At 43.3% G+C, this 20,133-nt stretch carries 15 protein-coding genes and 7 pseudogenes; 7 read left to right on the plus strand and 15 right to left on the minus strand.

Translation table 11 applies throughout. From position 1 onward, the window contains the following. Positions 1 to 40 precede the first annotated feature (40 nt). From phnC to phnE (ACMAZD_RS19815), 3 genes are read left to right on the plus strand one after another with little or no spacing between them, the layout of a single operon-like run. Positions 41 to 811, plus strand: coding sequence for a phosphonate ABC transporter ATP-binding protein (phnC, locus tag ACMAZD_RS19805; protein ID WP_435250284.1), 771 nt, complete (start codon positions 41 to 43; stop codon positions 809 to 811). Beyond that, positions 799 to 1,623 carry a phosphonate ABC transporter, permease protein PhnE gene (gene phnE, locus ACMAZD_RS19810; RefSeq protein ID WP_372247069.1) on the plus strand — a complete coding sequence of 275 codons (825 nt, stop codon included), beginning with the start codon at positions 799 to 801 and terminating at the stop codon, positions 1,621 to 1,623. Before phnC ends, phnE (ACMAZD_RS19810) begins: the two co-directional genes overlap by 13 nt. Next, positions 1,623 to 2,426, plus strand: coding sequence for a phosphonate ABC transporter, permease protein PhnE (gene phnE / locus ACMAZD_RS19815; protein ID WP_435250285.1), 804 nt, complete (start codon positions 1,623 to 1,625; stop codon positions 2,424 to 2,426). Before phnE (ACMAZD_RS19810) ends, phnE (ACMAZD_RS19815) begins: the two co-directional genes overlap by 1 nt. Before the next feature lie 163 nt (positions 2,427 to 2,589). Here phnE (ACMAZD_RS19815) and ACMAZD_RS19820 read toward each other — a convergent pair whose 3' ends face one another. From ACMAZD_RS19820 to ACMAZD_RS19850, 7 genes and pseudogenes are all read right to left on the minus strand, one after another. Continuing rightward, positions 2,590 to 2,745: a DUF3012 domain-containing protein gene (locus tag ACMAZD_RS19820; protein ID WP_435250286.1), complete on the minus strand. Its 156-nt coding sequence runs from the start codon at positions 2,743 to 2,745 to the stop codon at positions 2,590 to 2,592. 169 nt (positions 2,746 to 2,914) lie between these two features. Next, a pseudogene (locus ACMAZD_RS19825) lies at positions 2,915 to 3,082 on the minus strand (helix-turn-helix domain-containing protein); the annotation flags it as partial. Between the two features lie 156 nt (positions 3,083 to 3,238). After that, positions 3,239 to 3,700, minus strand: a pseudogene (locus tag ACMAZD_RS19830) (hypothetical protein); the annotation flags it as partial. A gap of 21 nt (positions 3,701 to 3,721) precedes the next feature. After that, a complete protein-coding gene (locus ACMAZD_RS19835) occupies positions 3,722 to 4,825 on the minus strand; it encodes an ISAs1 family transposase (RefSeq protein WP_435247125.1) in 1,104 nt (367 codons plus the stop codon). Between the two features lie 109 nt (positions 4,826 to 4,934). After that, positions 4,935 to 5,612 (minus strand): annotated as a pseudogene (locus tag ACMAZD_RS19840) (HlyD family secretion protein); the annotation flags it as partial. Then, positions 5,612 to 6,007 (minus strand): DUF3302 domain-containing protein, encoded by a 396-nt coding sequence (locus tag ACMAZD_RS19845; RefSeq protein WP_435250287.1) that lies wholly within the window; start codon positions 6,005 to 6,007, stop codon positions 5,612 to 5,614. The gene ACMAZD_RS19845 and the pseudogene ACMAZD_RS19840, both read right to left, overlap by 1 nt. 285 nt (positions 6,008 to 6,292) lie before the next feature. Continuing rightward, on the minus strand, positions 6,293 to 7,321 hold the full coding sequence (locus ACMAZD_RS19850) for an IS630 family transposase (protein ID WP_435247117.1): 1,029 nt from the start codon (positions 7,319 to 7,321) through the stop codon (positions 6,293 to 6,295). Positions 7,322 to 7,366: 45 nt separating this feature from the next. Between ACMAZD_RS19850 and ACMAZD_RS19855 the strand changes: the two are divergent. Both ACMAZD_RS19855 and ACMAZD_RS19860 read left to right on the plus strand, forming a co-directional pair. After that, a pseudogene (locus ACMAZD_RS19855) lies at positions 7,367 to 7,900 on the plus strand (EamA family transporter); the annotation flags it as partial. A 328-nt stretch (positions 7,901 to 8,228) separates the two neighbouring features. Beyond that, entirely contained in the window at positions 8,229 to 8,990 is a 762-nt protein-coding gene (locus tag ACMAZD_RS19860; protein ID WP_102276546.1) for an IS5 family transposase, read from the plus strand. 21 nt (positions 8,991 to 9,011) lie between these two features. On the opposite strand, the gene ACMAZD_RS19865 is transcribed toward ACMAZD_RS19860, so the two are convergent. Next, entirely contained in the window at positions 9,012 to 10,049 is a 1,038-nt protein-coding gene (locus ACMAZD_RS19865; RefSeq protein WP_435250288.1) for an IS110 family transposase, read from the minus strand. Positions 10,050 to 10,117: 68 nt separating this feature from the next. Between ACMAZD_RS19865 and ACMAZD_RS19870 the strand changes: the two are divergent. Further along, positions 10,118 to 10,495 (plus strand): annotated as a pseudogene (locus ACMAZD_RS19870) (EamA family transporter); the annotation flags it as partial. A gap of 137 nt (positions 10,496 to 10,632) precedes the next feature. Here ACMAZD_RS19870 and ACMAZD_RS19875 read toward each other — a convergent pair. The 7 genes and pseudogenes from ACMAZD_RS19875 to deoD all read right to left on the minus strand — a co-directional run. Then, positions 10,633 to 11,454: pseudogene (locus ACMAZD_RS19875) on the minus strand (GGDEF domain-containing protein); the annotation flags it as partial. A 95-nt stretch (positions 11,455 to 11,549) separates the two neighbouring features. Further along, positions 11,550 to 12,272 carry an IS21-like element helper ATPase IstB gene (istB, locus tag ACMAZD_RS19880; RefSeq protein ID WP_286291966.1) on the minus strand — a complete coding sequence of 241 codons (723 nt, stop codon included), beginning with the start codon at positions 12,270 to 12,272 and terminating at the stop codon, positions 11,550 to 11,552. A gap of 10 nt (positions 12,273 to 12,282) precedes the next feature. Continuing rightward, complete coding sequence (istA, locus tag ACMAZD_RS19885) at positions 12,283 to 13,815, minus strand: IS21 family transposase (RefSeq protein WP_435247818.1); 1,533 nt, start codon at positions 13,813 to 13,815, stop codon at positions 12,283 to 12,285. Between the two features lie 211 nt (positions 13,816 to 14,026). Beyond that, positions 14,027 to 14,790, minus strand: a pseudogene (locus ACMAZD_RS19890) (GGDEF domain-containing protein); the annotation flags it as partial. Then, positions 14,790 to 16,259 carry a hypothetical protein gene (locus ACMAZD_RS19895; RefSeq protein ID WP_435250289.1) on the minus strand — a complete coding sequence of 490 codons (1,470 nt, stop codon included), beginning with the start codon at positions 16,257 to 16,259 and terminating at the stop codon, positions 14,790 to 14,792. The gene ACMAZD_RS19895 and the pseudogene ACMAZD_RS19890, both read right to left, overlap by 1 nt. 186 nt (positions 16,260 to 16,445) lie before the next feature. After that, positions 16,446 to 17,915 (minus strand): transposase, encoded by a 1,470-nt coding sequence (locus ACMAZD_RS19900; protein ID WP_435250290.1) that lies wholly within the window; start codon positions 17,913 to 17,915, stop codon positions 16,446 to 16,448. 82 nt (positions 17,916 to 17,997) lie between these two features. Beyond that, positions 17,998 to 18,708 (minus strand): purine-nucleoside phosphorylase, encoded by a 711-nt coding sequence (deoD, locus tag ACMAZD_RS19905; RefSeq protein WP_435250291.1) that lies wholly within the window; start codon positions 18,706 to 18,708, stop codon positions 17,998 to 18,000. Positions 18,709 to 19,054: 346 nt separating this feature from the next. On the opposite strand from deoD, the gene ACMAZD_RS19910 reads away from it, so the two are divergent. Continuing rightward, positions 19,055 to 20,053: a L,D-transpeptidase family protein gene (locus ACMAZD_RS19910; RefSeq protein ID WP_435250292.1), complete on the plus strand. Its 999-nt coding sequence runs from the start codon at positions 19,055 to 19,057 to the stop codon at positions 20,051 to 20,053. Positions 20,054 to 20,133 lie beyond the last annotated feature (80 nt).

Here is a 20,133-nt window from a genome sequence, read left to right on the forward strand (position 1 = left end):
GGGCATAGATCATTCTAAAATTCGCACAAGGAAATGCAGTATGGCCGTAGCAAGCTATGAAGGAATAAAGATAAATAACCTTTTCCACGAATATGTGGCAGGCAAGCCAATCCTTAAAGGCATTAATATTGATATCGGTGAGCCAGGTATCATCGCGATCATTGGTCCATCTGGTACCGGTAAAAGTACGCTTCTGCGTTGTATTAATCGACTCAACGATCCAAGCCAAGGCGAAATCATTTTTGATGGCGCAGATCTGACTCAATTAAAAGGTCAAGCGCTACGTAAACAGCGTCGACACATCGGTATGGTGTTCCAAGAATATAACCTCGTGGAACGTTTAACGGTTATCGAGAACGTGTTAAGTGGCCGTTTAGGCTACATGACCGCTTGGAATGCATGGCGTCGTAACTACTCAGCTGAAGATTTAGCAAAAGCTTTCGAGTTACTCGAATTTGTAGGCCTACAAGATTTTGCCAACCAACGTGCCGACAGTTTATCGGGCGGCCAAAGACAACGTGTCGGTATCGCTCGGGCAGTCATGCAAGACCCATATATCTTATTGGCGGATGAACCAACGTCATCACTCGACCCGAAAACAGCGGTTGAGATTATGGAGTTAATGGAGACATTCGCAGAACAGAAAAACATCCCAGTGTTGGTTAATATCCACGATGTGAACTTAGCCAAGCGTTATGCCAAGCGCATCATCGGCATGTGTAATGGTAAGGTGCATTACGATGGCAGCCCTGAAGGTATTTCAGAAGAAGACCTAAAAATCATTTATGGGGGTGAATCATGGCTGGATTAAATCCAAGCTCGTCGCCAAGCGTTTCATCAAGCACATCGTCAGCGAAGCACGAAAATCCGTTCAAAACCTCATGGACTAACCGTGCAATTATCGCTGCAATTATTGGCTACCTGTTTTACAGTTTTGCGACATTAGGACTGACCTTTGATCGTTTGGTCATTGGTTTTGGTGAAAGTGAGCGGTTACTATCAAGAATGTTTCCGCCAGATTTTTCGCGTACTAATTTACTGCTAAGTGGCTTAGCGGAGAGCTTACAGATAGCGATCATTTCGAGTTTCTTCGGCATCGTCATCTCACTGTTTCTTGGCTTACTTGCTGCAAGAAACATGATGCCTTCGATTGTATCGACGCCGATTCGTGGTTTTATCGCATTGTGTCGTTCTTTCCACCCTGTGATCATTGCCATTCTATTCGTGAAAGCGGTTGGCTTCGGTGCCCTTGCTGGGATCCTGACTTTGGTATTCGCATCCATTGGCTTCATCGCCAAGTTGTTTGCTGAAGCCATTGAAGAGATCTCTTTTAAGCCGGTTGAAGCGATTAAAGCGACGGGGGCGAGTTTTGTCAGCGTCATTCTGTACGCGGTGATGCCACAGGTATTTACTCGTTTCATTGGTTTCGCAAGCTATCAGTTGGACTCGAACTTACGTAATTCAACCATGGTTGGCATCGTGGGTGCTGGTGGCCTTGGTGGTACACTTTTCTCCGCATTCCAACGTTTTGACTACGACTTCGTCGCCGCTATTTTGATCACCATTATCGCGTTGATTCTTGTGGGTGAATTTCTTTCCAATATTGTTAGGAGAATCTTCTAATGGCAACTGCATCTATCGATAAAGAGTGGCAGCGCTTTACACCAAACGAACGTGTGGCTCGATTTGCCGTTTACCTTAGCCTTGTGTGCGCCATCGTGTGGTCTTGGCAGACCGTTGAAGTGATTCCAGAGTTTTTATATGACGCGCCAGCGCAGTTTGCCGACATGTTCGAACGAATGGTGCCAATGGACTACGCGTTCTATACTGAGTCGATTCACGCAGCGATGATTGAAACACTGCACATCGCTACATTAGGTACCTTGTTTACCTTGGTATTTGCTATTCCTTTGGCGCTGATGAATGCGCCAAATATCACTCCGAATAAAGCTTTGAACTGGATTGCTCAATTCTTTCTCGTGTCTTCACGTTCTGTGAATTCATTGGTTTGGGCACTGTTGTTTATCGCACTGTTTGGCCCCGGTGTTCTGGCAGGTATTATGGCAATTGCCATTCGCAGTATCGGCTTTGTAGGGAAGCTGTTAGCGGAAGCAATTGCTGAAGTGAACATGGGGCCTATTGAAGCTTTACGCGCGACCGGTGCTTCTTGGATGAGCGTTTTACTGAAAGGTTATTGGCCACAAGTGATGCCAGCGTTCTATTCCATCGTACTGTTCCGTTGGGACATCAATGTACGTGAATCTGCGGTACTGGGTTTGGTGGGTGCTGGTGGTATTGGCGTAGTACTAAACGACGCGCAGAACCTTTTCGAGTGGCAAAAAGTTTCAATGGTATTAGTGAGTATCTTCGCGGTGGTTATCGTTGCAGAAGCAGTGGTGATCCACATCCGTAACAAGCTGATCTAATGAGTATGTTGTATGCAGTATGTTTTTTGTAACATGTGTTTTGTTTGAAAGTTAAGAGCTTATCTAGCATTTTGAAGCTCAAACGACCCTAGGTACTTCGGTCTACCTAGCGGTCGTTTTTTTATCTAAAAAATTGAAAAGCTCTGTAGTAGTGAGTGCTTTTTTAGAAAATGCAATGCTTGGCAAAATCACCGGCTTCATTAGCCGTCCAGTCGCCTTTAGGCTTCTCTTTCATATCCGTACACCAAGCTTTACTGCCCACCTCGGTACATGCCATTAACTGAGTGGCTAGGAAAAGTATCAATGTGACTTTCTTCATAATAAATATTCCGTTTCGGTCTAGATTTCGGATAACTCTATCAAATACCATTGATGATTGTTATAGCAACCAGTAGCTTAAGGGATTTAAAGACGATATGGATTTGAGCCGAGTCTGAGGTTTGATAGCCGCTTAACAGAAATGTCCAACTTTACGGGGTCACTTCAGTATGCTGAGTGGGTAAAAATGAATCAGTACCATGGATGGTAAAGACTTGAGCCCAATACCGTATCTGTCTTGAAGAAATTGAATATTGTTTTGCTAAATAGAGGGATGACGTGCCATCTAAGTATTGCTTAGCAATGATACATTTTAGCTCTCGGCTATATTTGGACATAAAAAGACCCCCAATAATTGGTGTCCAACTATTGGGGGTCAGTTCAGTTTCTGGCTTTTTCATTCATATAAACAATATGTTAGATCTACTTGAGACCTAGTTACCGGCTATTTATGGTCTAGATACAAGTTATGTAGTGCTCTAGGTATAAACAGCTTAGTGATCTAGGTATAAGTAATTCTGCCAGCTCTTCATACGAATAAGTACCTTACGCATGATAGACACGTGAGTGAAGCTGTCAGAATATATCGCTACTTCAACCGCGGTACCCATAGGTAAATGGTATTCAGATAGGTCATCTGTGATGGTCAACTTAACGAATACACGGCCACTGGTACGCAGTGCTTCAGTTCCAAGCAGTGCACCACGCGCTTGGAATTGGCTCTCACCAATCGCTGGAATCACTTCATCAATTCGGCCCTTAAACACTTTCCCTGGTAATGCTCTAAATAAGAACTCCGCTTCAAACCCTGTTTGTAGGCGCTGTAACGAATTTTGTCTAAACGCTGCCGTATAAAACTGAGCTTCAGTGTGAACAAACGTCATCACGGGCGCTAAAGGTAGTGGCACCGCCATTACACCTGGGCGTAATGCTAATTGTGTAACGTATCCGTCGGTAAAGGGCACGAATGTACTTTGTTAATTTGATGTAAACAAAACCGAAGCTCTGTAATCTTTGTCCCATACCGCTTTATTCATCTTCCTGGGTACTGACAAGTTCCCTTCGGATTTTCTAAACAAGTTCTGAACAAAACGTCTGCAACAAGCCATATTTAGTGCTGAATCTCCAGCATAAATACATTGTTCATCTTCTTTGAAAATAACGTCCAACGCCCAGTGCTGCTGGTTCTCGATGTGCCAGTGTTTTCTGGTCGCTTGTAAGGCTAACTCTAACGACAAGTGATCTGTGCAAATATAATACGATGTTTCATAACTTCCTTTCCCTTTGACACTTCTATCTCTCACCACTGCAACAACACTTTTAACGACAGACCACTTTTCTCTGAGTGCTTCACTGAAGGCTGCTGGGAGAACGTAAACCTCACGAACCTCTTTTCTGCCATGCCCTTTATCTTCGGTGATGTATGACTCTTGTTTATCTTCAGGCAAAGACCAATAGTCTTGGAATTGTGCATCCACTTCTGCAAGCAAACTGGGCTGATTCAGTTTGACTTGCACTAAGAAATCGCCACCTTTATCAACCACTTTATTCAGAGTTTCAACCTGACAATGCAGGGCATCAGCCGTTAATAGACATCCTTTTATATCTAAAGTATCTAACAGGTTTCTTATCGCTGTTAGCTCCGTCCCTTTGCCTTTACAGGGTTGATGTGTGAGGGTCAAACCTTCATCAACATCGAATGCCGAGACCATATAAAGGGGGTTATCTTGTTTGTTTGCTTTAGCACCTTTTAGTACCTTCCCGTCAACACTGATGATAGGTTGAGCATGCCTCTCTCTATGCAAATTAACCCAGCCCACCATAGCTTCTAAGAGTGTTTCAGGAACAATAGTCCTCATAATTGCTGCAATATTATGACGAGTAGGAAGGCCATTTTCGTAGGGGAAATACTCACGTAACCAGTCGATATTTCCTTCACCAAAATCCTTGATATCCGTCCACTTGTTTTGACCACAAAGCATGGCTGTTATGACAACAAAAGCGACTTCTATAACAGGGTAGACTTGGTTGATGTGCGAACGGGTATCTTTCACTTTTTTTAGCTGTTCAATGATAATCATGCGAGTTTCTCATATTTTTTATTTCATGATCTGATCGTGACTATCAGGAAAAGTTCCAATTGAAAATAAAGTTATTTATTTTCAATAACTAAAGTTCGATCCCGCCCTTTCCGTCGGTAGGAGCTCGAACAACGGTTTGTTCTAAGTCGAACTGAGCTTTACGCAATTCGGCTAATAGGCTTAAAACTGCGGTGTTCTCACCACCTATTGCAGAATCTAGGGAGATTGTTGCTTGATTTAGATTCGCGTCTGCAATTTTTACTGCGGCTTCTGATGCTTTGTAAGCTTGTCTGCGAGTGTCTAATTGTTGTTCGGTAAAGGCTCCGCTGTCATAACCCCGCTTGTAACGAGAGAACTCACGTTGGGCCTTATCCCTCTCTGCGATAGCTTTGATTTTAGCCGCTTCCGCTGCGGTTACCTCTGATTCCATTCCAAGGGCACCTTGGCTTGCTTCTTTTACTTTTGCCTCTAACCTTGCGACCTCTGCTTCAAATGGAATAGGGTCGATTTTGAAAAGAATATCCCCTTGCTTAAGAGGTTTGTTGGCCTCCACAGGAACTTCGATAACTTTACCTCTAACGCCTGAAACGACAGGTGTGGTTGAGTAAACTTGGTTACCGATTTGCGTGAAAGGGTGGTTGTAGTTCATCAGCAGAATGAGTGTGCCTACGATGATCACACCACCAAGAACGGCTGTGGGTACTGTCCACTTATTTAGCGGGATATTGAACACCTTGAAAATGGTGATACAAAGCGCCGCGTAGGTCATTATCAGCAGTAAATCCATTACTTAACCTCCTGATCTTGAGCGTTATTCTGATCTTTAGCTTGGTTATCTTTCATTGAATAGGCTTGTTTGAGTTGCGCGATTTCTTCCTGAATGGTGCTGACTTGATCAATTAAAATATCGACACGATGATGAATGTCGTGTTGTTCTTCTTCAAGTTTGGCAAAACCCCAACCGCGATCTTTACGCCAGAGCGTGGCCCAAATCCAGAGAAATGGCCAAATAGTGTGTAAGGTAAATAGGCTAACCCAGCCTGAGACATGAATAGCATCTTGATGAGGGTGATTGCGTTCTTTCGCTATTTCATAGGGAATATCGTGAATAACGATGATGCCGTAAAAGATTACTAATGCTACGAAAATGAGTAGACCGAGAGCAAAATAGTCTAAAAACATAACAGGTCCTTGTAATGTTAGATATTAGTTATAAATATAGTACGCTAGCATACAAGTAATTGTTAAAAAATTGATTTACCGAGTTACAAATAATGTGTTTTCGCTTCTAATGCGAACAAAATTATTATTGAATCTTATAAAATCGTAACCACGTTTGGTGGGTAATTTATGGCATTGGGTAAGGAAATCTAGTTGAAGCGATGAAGACATTGGTTTGATAAAGAGTATGGTTCTAAATGATGTGCATAACCACAAAAGGATAAATTTGGATGTATATATACCCTTTCAACTTGAAGATGCAGGTATCAGTACCTGAAAATTATCTGTAATTCTGGATACAAGTGAGCCTGCAACTTCTGGTAACGTCACATCGAAAAACTTTTTGATAGCAGAGGTGAATGCTGTTTTGGAGGGAAAATAGACATTGTTCCTCACATGCTCATTCATTACTTTCCAAAGCCGCTCTATTGGATTTAAGTTTGGGCTGTATGAGGGTAAGTAATGAAGCTCTATATTGAGTACTTTTGCCGCATTCCTAACCATTTCTGACCGATGGTAGGCTGCACCATCAAGCACAATATGCACGGTTTGCTCTAGTGGATAATGCTCTTTCTTGAGTTTCCAAAAGAAGCGAACAATACTCTCGCTATCTATCGTTTCATAAGTATCTGTGATCGTTGCGCTGATGTTTTTCAATGACAGAGCACCGATTAGATTCACTCGAGTGCGGCTACCTGTCGTTTCAATTAGCTTATCCTGTCCCTTACGGATCCAGCCACAGCTAAGTTTTGTTGATTGAGTTGGATGAACGGCGTCCATGAAAAGTACAGGCGCATCCTTGGGCTTAAGTACCTCGTTGTAATACTCGATAAATGCTTGCTGCTCTTCAGGCTTTAGTTTATGTGGTACACCTTTGGGCTTTTTGTATGCAAAACCGTGGTGATGTAACCACTTATTAATCCCAGAAACGGTGTAGCTCACACCGAATTCAGCTTCGACGTAAGTAACGATTTGACGCGTATGAAAATAGGTTTTCTCAGTCAAATGCTCGATGAGCTGCATCGTCTGAGTATCAGAAAGTAGACTCTGGCTCCCGCCATTCTCAGGTTTAAGTTTTTCAGATAGAGCATAATCACTAAGATGACGAGCAACTGTAGATTCATGGATACGAAGGGCTTGAGAGATCATAGGCGGGCTCCAACCTTCGGAAGCTAGCAAGACAGCTTTTATACGGTCGCATACTCGACGATCACGCTCAGTATTGTGCATCTGTTCGAGTTGTTGTTTTTGCTCAGGAGTTAGTACCATTTTCATGGTGAGTAGCATGATCCTGATTTCATTGAAAATCAAGCATTTTCAATGATCACGGGTATAGGTGAATTGGCCGCTATTAGTGCTGCGATCGTGTGGGCGTGTGCGACATGGATTTATGGGCAGTTTGGGCATCGCTTTTCTGCGATGCAGCTGAACATTGTCAAAGGCATAGTCGCTTCTGGAATGATGCTGCTTGTGATGCTTCTTATTCCGATGCCGGAGTTTGAACTGAGTGCTAACCACTTTTGGATATTGGCTATCTCTGGTGTTATCGGAATTGCGATTGGAGACAGTACCTATTTTGCGGCGTTGAGAAGGATCGGTGCCAACAAAACCTTATTACTTGAATCTTTGGCTCCTCCACTTTCAGGTGTGCTGGCATTGATGTTCCTCGGTGCGGCCTTGACCTTACAAAGCTGGTTAGGTGTTGTAATCACTACGCTCGCAGTCACTTTTGTCGTTTTTCAACCGTCCAAATCGGTGAGCGGAGAATCTAATGACAAAGCGCAATGGAGCGGTATTGGATATGGGCTTGTAGCGAGTGTGTGTCAGGCTTCGGGTGTGGTTATTTCCCATTATGTATATGGAATCCACGTATTTACAAAGTGATTTTGGCAATAAAAGTTAAGATGCGGTCGTATATTCGGCTTCTTATTGAAGGAGCTACCCTCTAGCCTTTGATGTTTTGCGCACCTACTGTCCTTATCGCGTTAGCAGCTTTTTACAGCATGACAGAATGGCCAGGTTCTCAGTAGGTTGGTCTTACCTTTTATGCATCATCATTTTGTAAAATTTAAAAATTTGTTAATGATTAATTAGGGCGTGTTGATCTTTCGTGAGTGTTTTTTGAACAGCATGGTAAAGAGTTATAATTTGCTTCGCCAAAAGTAAAACCATAACCAATACCATGCCAAGAACAATGCTAACTGATATTCGCTGGGAACTGCTACTCCAAGTTATGAAAAGTACAGGTCGTATTTACGATAAAACTGAACATCGAATGACATTTGAAGGAATACTTTATCGAATGAGAACAGGTATTCCTTGGCGAGATCTACCCTCTGAGTTCGGAGAGTGGAGTACCGTTTACAGACGATTTAATCTTTGGTCAAAGAAAGGGATTTTAGATAATCTTTTCAAAAGCTTATCTAGCATGGCTGACTTTGAATGGGTATTTCTTGATGGCTCTATAGTTAGAGCGCATCAGCATAGTACAGGTGCAGCTACTGAAAGTTCAGAGCAAATAGGAAAAAGTCGCGGGGGCAACTCAACCAAAATTCACTTAGCTGTAGATAGTGGTGGCCTGCCGATTTGCTTTGATTTATCAGAGGGACAACGCCACGATATAGTGCATGCCGAAAGCTTAGTTGAGCAACTCGATGAAGTTAATACCATCGTTTGTGATAAAGGATATGACAGCGAACCTTTCCGTACTTTTGTTAAGGAACGTGGCGGAGAAACAGTAATTGCTAAACGCAATTACGGACAAGATATAGACAAAGACAGTATGGATTGGTGTCTATACAAGTATCGTCACTTGGTCGAAAATGCCTTTGGGAGAATTAAGCATTATCGAGCTATTTCAAGTAGATATGACAAGCTAGAAAGGAATTATGCCAGCATGTTATCACTGGCATTCATGTTAATGTGGCTACCGATGTATTGTTGAACACGGAATGTACAGCAAAGATCAACACGCCCTAGTGAGTAATACTGGTTTATATTCAGTCTCATACCGAAGCATTGCCCACGCAGTACGTACCACTTTGTTAGCCAGTGCAATACAGGCCTTCTTGAAGCCGATACGATCTATGATGCTCCTCAACCAAGCATCCTTCCGAGTCTTCGGTTTTTCGGGTAGTCGTCCAACGTAAGACATTGCGCCAAGATAAAGAAGCGAGCGTAGCTCCTTCACACCACCGCATTTATCGATCCCAATCATAAAAACTTTGCCACCTGAACTGTGCTGTTTAGGTGTAAGACCAACAAATGCTGAAGCTTGTCTTCCATTCTTGAAGTGCTTTCCATCACCAAGAGTTGTATAGAGCATCGCAGCAGTTGTTTCACCAACACCTTCAATGCCCATTAATCGTTGGCACGGTTCTATCTGACGGGTTAAAGCATTTTTCTCTTTTTCGAATGCGATAAGTTTTGCTTTAAGTTCTTGATATTGCTCCCACAGCATCGACAGAACGGATACGACATTAGAAGGTATTGGTGTATCTCCATCAAGCACGGTTTGAACCGACGCTTTTAAGCCTTTTTCACCTCTAGGGTTTGCTATCCCGTAGCCCAAAATTGTCCCTCTAATGTGAAGAGCTAGGGAAACAACACTACGAGATAAGAATCTACGACTAGTTTCTAAAGAATGCATAGCTTGTTGTTCCAATGACTTTGGACGGCTGTACTTGATACCAATTTGGATAGCAGCATTAGCGATAGCAAGGGCATCATTATGATCAGTTTTATGTCCTTCTAGGTAGCCTTTCACTTTCTTCGGATTGATAATCCGCACTTCGTGTCCAAACTTTTCAGCTAACTGACCCCAATAATGACATCCGCAACACCCTTCCATCGCGACAATGGAAGGCTTAGCCTTGGCAAGAAACTCTTTCATTTTCTGTCGACTTAAAGGTTTATTGGACAGCATCTCACCATGAACACTGATATGACAGACTTGTAGAACATTTTTAGCTAGGTCGATAGCGATAATATTATTGCTCAACATATTGGAACCCTCGTATTTATCTCATTCTCCTAAGTCTAGCTTGGCAAAGGAGGGAGTGGATTCCATACATCACTTTAGTGGCTGGTGATATTCCGCCGTTGTTCGGCGCTTTGATTCGCCTGACGATTGGTGTGTTTGCTGTAATGCTTATTATCTCGTTTGTTGAGAAGAAGCCATATTCGTCAATAAAAAGAGATTTATGGGCGATGACTAAGCTCGACCAGTTTTGGCTTCTCGGGGCAATCTTTGTTGGGACGTTCCTCGCTTTATGGTTACAGCAAGTGGCGTTGAAAAATGCCAATCCTGCGATTGCACAGACATTGATAGCGACCAGTCCAGTCTTTATTTTGGTGATCTATGCGCTTAAAGGGGAAAAGGTGTCAAAGCAAAGTATCATCGGGACGCTTGTCGCTTTAGGTGGGATCTCTCTGTTTTTCTATCAATAGCCTATCACTCACCTCACTAGATTGAAGGTTATTTGAGAGTAGTGCTGCATTGAATGAGAGTTAATCTGTATTTTCTCTCATCTATTATAGTTTCTCTCATGTATAACTACTCTCAGATCATGCTCTCTCGATTGCAACTACTCGCTACAGACCTGATTTCGACCATTAGCCTTCGCTCGGTATAAGGCTTTATCTGCACGATAGAAAGTACGTTGAGTATTTTCTCCTTCGCGATGTAAAGTGATACCAATGCTGACGGTTAAACCGCGTTCACCTAGTATCTCATGCCAACCAAATTGGAAGATTCGTTCGCGGTAATTTTCCGAGTGCATTTCTGCCTTAGCAAGGTTGGTGCTCTCAAGGATGACTAAGAACTCCTCCCCACCAAACCGGACACAAGATGCGCCTCTAAACTTGAAGTAGGCACTGAGTTCCTGAGACACGCTTACAATCGCTTTGTCGCCCACTAAGTGGCTGAGTTCGTCGTTGATTGACTTAAAGTGGTCAATATCAACCACCATTAATGCGAAAGGTGTTTCGTGTAGCAACATGTCTTTCAGTTTTACATCTAACCATCGACGGTTATGCAAACCCGTCAGCGGATCGGTGAAAACGTCTTGTTGCAGTTGAGCAACGGCATTTTTGTGCTGCTCAGTAGTTTCTTTTAGTTCTCTATTCTCTTGTTCAGACAAGATAAGTTTGAGTTTTAGTTCGAAACGAGAAAGGCGGCGCAATTGACTTGCGCCAAGCTCACTGATTGGAATCTGCTTCATTAAGTCTGTTTCTATGCGGTAGCCTTTCTTCTCATAGCTCAGCGCCTCTTGGAAGTGGCCTTGATTCATACACACATCACTCAATGAATCATAGAAACGTTTTGCGAGCACAGGTGACGAGTAGTCTTTCACTCGTTTGTCTGTACTCGATAAGATCATATTTGCGTATTCTTGCTTATTGATTGCGTATTTCGGCTGATGTGACCCCTAGTTTCGTTTTTAATCGACCACCTTTTTAAGCCTCTCTTTTCTCTTCCTTAGTTTTACTCCAAGTGGTCGATTTAAGCCAGTTTTCTCATTGATTCCCCTCGTAACTCGATTCTATGACTTTGATGAACCAACCTATCTAAGATCGCATCAGCGATCGTCGAGTTGTCGATCATCTCGTGCCATTCTTTTACAGGTAGTTGGCTGATAATGATCGTACTGCACTCTTGGTATCTATCTTCTAGCACTTCGAGAAGATTACTTGCATGCTCTTGGCTGAGTTTTTCCATTCCCCAGTCATCGATAACCAACAGTTTTTTCTTAGACAAGCTCAGTAGTAGCTTTTGATAGCTGCCATCAAGGCGGCTACTACTCAGGTCATCAAGTAAACGATTTAGGCGATAATAACGACTTGGGCAGTGTTGCTCACACGCCTGCTCGGCGAGCGCACAAGCAACATAGGTTTTACCTGCACCTGTTGCACCTGTAATCAGGACATTCTGTCGCTTTTGTAAATAAGTGCCTGATAATAACTCTCCCATCATTGCTCTTTTTAAGCCTCGTTCTGGGCGGTAGTCCAGTTGATTACCGCTAGCGCTTAGGCGCAGCTTGGCTTGCCGTTTAAGTCGTTGGATTTTGGTTTGATCTCGGTTCACTATCTCATGATCAAGGATGAGTCCTAACCTTTCTTCAAAGCCAAGTTCAGCATAGGTCGCGGGGTGTATTCTTTGCTGTTCCAGTGCATCAGAAGCATGACTTAGGCGTAGTGATTTTAACTGTTGGATTATTGCGTCCATATTGTTTCTCCTAGTGGTAGTAGTTGGAACCACGAACATTAGTGTGTTTAAGGTTTGGTGTATCAGTGGAAGGCTGAGAGAGAGTGCCTTCACGATGGTTCTTCAATAAGTTTTTGACGAAGCCAAGGTATGGCTTCTCTGTCACTAAGGCATCTCGGCAAGCTTGTTCTAACCGTGCGTCTGAGTGCTTTTTGGCAAGACTTAGTAACCCAAAGCAACTTCTAAAGGCCAATGCTTCATGCTCTGGGCGTTTGAGCAACATCTGAGTCAGTTCACCTGTGGCTGGCCCAATAGATTTTCCCCAACGGATAAAACGCTCGGGTGTCCATGATTGGTATTGATGGTTGCTTGGCATATGCTCGTAAACGGTAGAGAGACCATATTCTTTTTGGCTTGTGCAGTGGTGAGCAACAATGCTCCCTTTGTGGTAGATACGTATTATTTGATGCGTTGCTTCAAGCTCAACTTGTTGCCCAACAAGTTGGTGCGGCACAGAGTAGAAGTGCTTTTTATATTGAATGTGATAATCAGGGGAGACGGTTGCTCGTTTAGTTTCGATATACACATATGGTTGCGATGGCAGTGGTTTTAACGCTGGACGGTCAACTTTGTTGAACAAGTCATGTCGATTGACACCAAGCTGCTTCATCTCTCGTTGGTTTAAGTCATGCATCAGCTTTCGGATAGCCAGGTTCAGCTCAGCCATTGTATAGAACACTTGGTGGCGAAGGCGCATCATTATCCAGCGCTCTACGATGAGAACTGCGTTCTCAGCTTTGGCTTTATCTTTAGGCTTGTAGGGCCTGGCTGGCATCACAGCAACGCCGTAATGTTGTGCCAGTTTTCGGTAGCTCTCATTGAGGATAGGGCTATGACGGTCTGCTTTCGTTATAGCAGATTTCAGATTATCAGGTACAAGTAGATTCGGAGCACCACCAAAGTGATTAAAGGTATTCACATGAGCCATGAGGAAGTGTTCAAGCCCTTGGCTCTCACTCGCCTCGACATAGGTGTAATTTGACGCCCCTAAAGTGGCGACAAATACCTGAGCATGTCTGCATTCTCCTGTATCTGGATTCACAACAGGGATCGTCGGGCCACAGTAGTCAATGAAGAGCTTGTCACCAGCATGGTGAAGTTGGCGCATACTGCGTTTTTGTGTCTTTAGCCAACGTCTATACAGTTCGCAGAACTGTGTATAGCCATAGGCTTTGTCTTGATGCTGATGACAATACTCTTCCCAAAGCAAAGCTTTAGTCATCCCTTTACGCTTCAATTCTAAGTAGCAGAGAGTGAAATCAGGCATCACTTTATGCTGAGAAGATGAGCGACCATCAAACAAAGCTTGGGTGACTTGATTTTCATGATGAGTCTCTTCCAGTGGCCACGTGAGGCCACTGGATTTAAATCGGGATAGATGCTGGGATACAGTGGAATGAGCAATATTGAGGCAAGCGGCGATCTGTCGATTAGAAAGATTGCACTCGTATCGGAGGCGTAATATTTCCTTAATTTTATTCATTGGCATTCTCTTTTTCGGCATGATTTATCCTTAGTGCTCTCAACATGAAAGACTCAGGTTAAACCTATTGATTTAAAAGAGAAAAGAGGTTTATTTCGGTAAATCGACCATCGATTTCGGAAACACACCGAAAAGTGGATGATTAAAACCGAAATGAGTGGTCGGTTAAAAACGGATTTGGTGGTCGATTAAAACCGAAATAGGCGGTCGGATAGCTCCGAAATATGCAATTGATTGCACTTAAGCAGCGTGCGAGCTCTAAGCGAGTCATGGTGGTTAACCAGCTTGCTTGTGTATTCTTTGCTGAATATTGAACCTTAGATAGGCAGCGTAGTGCTTCATGGTACTTTTTCTTAGCACGAAGCACCTTGGCTTGATAAAGCGCTATCTGTGCGGTCAACAACTTGTCGCTGACGAGAATGCTCAGCTCTTCACATTCGTTGAGCAAATCGGTAGCCGCCGTAATACGATTGAGTAGCAGAAGGCTTGCGACCATATGCAGCTTGAACTTAAGGCGAAGTGAACGACTGCTTATTGCGTGATCGATGCTATTGATCTTTTGATAGTAACGTAGCGCACGGTTGTGATCACCATAGGCGTCGCACAGGTTGCCCATTCCCAAAATTGCCATCACGTATTCATCAATGTAGCCGTGTTCAACAGCGATTGATGATGAACTGATGAATTCATTCAGAGCAGAGGTGTAGTCTCCAATTTCGACGAGACGATCACTTAGGCTGGTTTCACCGTAAGGATGTCTTCGATGTCGGTAGGCAAGTGGAGCAGGTCGAGTGCCAATCTGAGTTCATCAATACTGGCTTGGTTTTGTTGCAACTCAGCACGGTATTCTGAACTGATGATATAGCAGTGGGCTTGTTCTGTTTTGGTTGTCGAAACGTGCTGGCGAATGTGGTCCCAGAATATGATCGCTTCTTCGCCCGATACCGATGACGGATCTAAACCTGCGTCAGTGATCTTACTTAATAGCGTTTCCATCAATCTCTTACCTCGGCATCATCTTCTTCTAATTGTTCAAGAGTGAACGGGAACGTCAAAATATCATTGAGGCTGACGGTAGGTTTTGAACCTTTTAATCCTTTTCGATGCCAAGGGAACATATCAAGCATGGTGGTTAGAGTTTTGAAGGTTTGTTCTGCCGCCTCGTCTTTCTCGGAAAGCATCAGTGCGACACGTTCAGAGCTCAGCCTTGAAATGAAATCGTTTTGATTACATAGGGTATGAGCGATTTCGGTACAGACATCCAAGTAGTCGGGGTCTACGTGTTGAAACATGATGATGCTGTGATTCGAGCGTTTGAGCTCTGTTTTGAAGAGAACCAATTGCTCCCACCAAAACGTCTCAGAGACGACAAAGGAAAAATGCTTTTCTGGATCGTATTCATGTTGACCACGAATGCGGTTTATAAGCTTTCGTGCTCTCTGTTCAAGTTGGCGTTTTGAGCTTCGCGCTTTATCTAGGCCAACTCGTGTCGTTTGTTCTCGAAGCATACCGATAGAGTATTGACGGTATTTCTTGAATGCGATTAACGCGGCTTTAAAATCTTGGCTTTCTTCTGCAACCAAAGATTGTTGATAGCAGATCTGGCTCAGCAATTCACCATTGTCGAACTCGTTTGCAGATTGTTCAGCAAGTTTGAGCAACTCAGCGGCGCGCTCAGATCTTTTTCTCAGAAGCTCTAATCGAGCTCGACTGATATAAGAGTGCGCCTTCATCCAAATTAGGTTGTGCTCGACGGCAAGTGTATGCGCTTTGGCTGTTGCTCGTTCTGCGTCGTCTAAACGTTCTAAACCAAGTAGGGCAAGGCCTCTAAAGTCCCAGACTTCGGCATGCCAGGTGTTATCTTTATGTTCTTTAAGTGCTTCTTCCGCTCCATCCAGTACCGATAACATCTCAACGTAATTGTTGAGCAAGTAGTAATCCCAAGCGAGCAGTATTCTAGCTTTGCCCTCTAACCAGCCAATTCGGCTAATGTTCGCCACTTTTACGGCGAGCTGATGGGTAGAGCGGGCTAGCTTGTATTCGTTAGTCATTCGCCAAATATTGCCGAGGCCAATCAAGCATTCAATTTGTATCTCAACTTCATCAACCAAAGCTGATTGTTCTAAGGCATTTATCCAAAACTGTTGAGCTGAATAATATTTGGCTTGTCCCCAGAACTGGAGCGCATGTAGGTGAAGTATTTCAGGGAGGAAAAGGTCGGTGTCTAAGCGGCTCTGTCTTTTGTAAGCTTCTTTGATGTGTTTTAAACCTGTCTGGTAATCCATCAGGTTCCAGCAACACTTAGCCATCAGCATCAGCGACTGGATCGCGCCCTCTTCAAACAGAACTTGCTCTGATCTGACGAGGCACTGTTGTGCAATCTCAAGGATCACCAACGGTTCAGAGTCGACACGAGTTTTGAGTTGTTCTAGTTCTGTTTCAAGAAGGTACTGATTTTTGTCCAAGGCTTAGATCCATAATTATCGAACATATTGATAACACAATCATTATAAGAGTGTGGTTTAGGATAAGCACTAATTATCTTTCGTAGAGCATATAAGGAACATGTATCTTTTCTATTTATGGGTGTTACCTCATGTTGTTACTTTAAAATCAATGAGTTCCCAAATAAATGTCTAGTTTATAGCTGTCTATGAAAGTAGTTGCTTTAGGGTTAATGGCTGCTCAGTTACGCCTAAACGTTGTGCCGCAGTTAGCCCTTGCTTATCTTGATAGCACAGATTGTGCCAAGCTCTGAATATGTCGAGTAATGGAAGAATGCCACCTGGACGAAGTTTACGCCTAGGCTCATTAATGAAGCTATCAAACAGAACTTGGAAGCGTTGTTGATAGAACTTAGTTTGTTGAATAGATGCAGTATTAAACCACTGTTTTGGTTCTGGATTGTTACCTGTTAGGTAGCAAATACCTTTCTGGCTATCACCTTGATTGGCAATAGCCCAGCGATCGCGCCACCAACTCATGTGTACAATGTCGATCTTTTCAAAACTTTGATCGTCTTGCCAGCCAAGATCTTCCTCTACATACATAAGATCAATATTTTGACTCTGTATACGCGGCAAACAAACGCTTAGGGCGGCAGATCTTAGTAATGGGTCTTGTGGCATATAAATGGCGACATGCTTACTCTCATCACACATATCCAACACATGTAAGAAGTGTGCATAAGAGGTGTAAGGCGGTCGAATGAGTGCCCCTTTAGACGGATAGCTAAACGTAGTGAGGTTGCCCATAGGGTCCTCAACGTTGCCTCTCGCAAGGATCACTTGATACTGTTGCTCAATACGCTCTTTCAACTTCTCAGAAGGATGAGGAAGTTCGAGGTTTGCCTCTGATGAGTGGTCTTTTGAGACAAAGCGTGCCACATCGTCGTACGGGTTGTGGTCAACATTTCCCGTAGGCTCTTCATTCTGAGAGTAATTGACATGTTGGCAAAGGATATAGCCAGAATGCGCTTCGCCCGTTGCGATCCAGACCACACCGTTATTACTTTGTGGTTGTAAGCGCTGATAATGGGAAGCAAGTTGATAGTCTTTGGCATGATTAACCCATCGAGCATCGATCATCGCTAATTTGCGACGGCAACGGCTCGCGATATGGTCAACATGATCATAGAAAGTTTTTGGATTGATCTCGAGTTTTCTACAGATTTCACGTACGGAATAGCCCATGAACAATAAGCCCATGAGGTTTTCTTGAAACTGAAGTTTTTTATTGGATCCTGACCACTTATCAACGAAGGTTGATTGGCAATCTTTGCATCGATAACGCTGCCTGTCACCGCTGTAACCGAAAGCATGATAAAGATGTTTGTGGGTATGAACCGATAGGCCAAAGTTATCGCAATCATCATTGCGGCAAGCAGGAAGGCCATCGCTGTGAAGTTGTCTCAGGCGATGAAGTTCGCTTAACACTTCACGATTGTTAAGTAAGGGGGGGAAAGCTCCACATTCACGACAAACCATCGCTGGACGCTTAGGGTTAGCGTGTTGCAAAACATACCGTTTTGCATCGCTCAAGCCAAAGTTGTCACACGCCAATGTTTTACAAAAGTTGAGTTGCAAACCATCCGCATCTTTTGGCAGCTTGTCGTTAGACACGATCTCCCCCTCGGGATTATTTGAGCAGCCAAATGAGCTTGTCTGCGGGGTAACGCTTTTCAATGTATCTTTTATCAAATCGTTAGATGTTGATTGCAGTCTCTAGAGCAACTTTCATCATGTCGTTGAAAGATTTTTGACGCTCTTCTGATCTTAGTTTCTCACCACGGATGATGTGGTCAGATACTGTTAGGATTGTTAGCGCTTTAGCACCAAGATCCGCAGCAACACCGTAGATACCAGCCGCTTCCATATCAACACCAAGGATGCCTAGTTTTTCCATTTTTTCGAAAAGGTCAGCTTCTGGAGTGTAGAAAAGGTCTGCAGAGAATACGTTACCAACTTTAACTGGAACTTCTTGAGCACGTGCTTGGCTTACTGCTTCTTCTAGAAGACCAAAATCAGCGATAGCAGCGAAGTCATGGTTGTTGAAACGAATACGGTTTACTTTTGAGTCAGTAGAAGCACCCATACCGATAACAACGTCCATTAGTTTAACGTCGTCACGTACTGCACCACAGCTACCTACGCGAATTACGTTCTTTACACCGTACTCAGCGATAAGCTCGTGTGTATAGATGCAAGCAGATGGGATACCCATACCGTGGCCCATGACAGAAACTCTCTTACCTTTGTAAGTGCCTGTGTAACCAAACATGTTGCGAACGTCACAAACTTGCTTCACGTCATCAAGGAATGTTTCAGCAATGTATTTTGCGCGAAGCGGATCGCCCGGCATAAGTACTGTTTCTGCGAAATCACCAGCTTGAGCATTAATATGAGGTGTAGCCATGGTCGTTCTCCAAAGTTTAAACGGTAATTATAGGAACAGGATTTAATCAATTACCGATTCTGTTGAATTGAATTCGTTTTGTTGAGGCAATATTAGCGAGTTAAAACGAGGTCTCGTGAGACTTTAGTCACAAAATAGATCCGGCATTATAGTTTTATTAATATTGATAACCAAATGTGTTGAAACCTTAAAGGCAATCGATTTTGTATGGGTAATTTGCAAGCTATCTACAGAAAAATCTCAAAATATAAACCTATTGCATATTAGTTTAGAGACAACAATACATTGTAGAGACGTTTGATCAGCGATAATCTAAACTTTGATAAAAGACAAACCAAGGAATTGTATGTCGTATTGCGCTAACTTGATGCCTTTGCTCGCTATGAAAATACAACTGCGCAAGATCGCTTTGCATACTGTGAGAAAGACTTTGTTCAGTCTGGTAACAACTCTTCTACTCGCAGGCGCGATGATTCCGTCGTGGGGGTCTGCTGCAACTTTTGAGTTGCCACCAAAAGAAAGTCGTATTGTGGGCAGAATACAGCAACATCAAGTCGCAGCGGGTGAAACGTTGGCTATTATCGCAAAGCAATACGATATTGGCTTCCTCTCTTTGATGGCGGCAAACAAAGGGGTCGATCCTTTTCTTCCTGCTGAAGGTTATGTGTTAAGCATTCCTAGCTTTTTGATTCTGCCGGACACTCCGAGAAAGGGCATTGTGATTAATCTTGCTGAGTTGAGATTGTATTACTTTGAGCCTGAGAAGAATCAGGTGCATGTGTTCCCGGTCGGTATTGGTCGAGTAGGGCGTGATACTCCCGAGATGATCACCAAGATAAGCCAAAAACGTTCAAACCCGACTTGGACTCCTCCAAACTCAATCCGTAAAGAGTACTTAGAGAAAGGGATAGAGTTACCAAGAGTGGTTCCTGCTGGGCCTGAAAATCCTTTAGGTGAATATGCATTGCGACTTGCTTATGGTGCTGGTGATTATCTGATACACGGTACCAATAAAGACTTTGGTATTGGCTTGCGAGTGAGTTCTGGGTGTATCCGTATGGAACCTAAAGATATTGAGTGGCTTTTTGAACAGGTGAGTCGTGGTGAACAAGTCACAATAATCGACGAGCCGATTAAGGTGTCTTTAGAGCCCGATAGAAGTGTATTTGTTGAAGCTCATGAACCATTGACGCGAAGTGATGGCTCTAAGAAATTACTGCAAATCCCTGTTGAATTAAAATGGTGGCTTGAAGACGCAGATCTTTCTAATTCAAAGGCGAAAGCGGTGATCTTTGCTCAAAACGGTGTGCCTGTTGAAATCGCACCACCTGTGATTGAGTTTTAAAAATGAACCATCCTCTCTCAATAAAAAAACACCACCTCGAAAAGAGGTGGTGTTTTCAATTTACTGTATGTATATACGTC

Origin of the sequence: Vibrio sp. nBUS_14, from assembly GCF_051201655.1 — a bacterium.
Classification (GTDB): domain Bacteria; phylum Pseudomonadota; class Gammaproteobacteria; order Enterobacterales; family Vibrionaceae; genus Vibrio.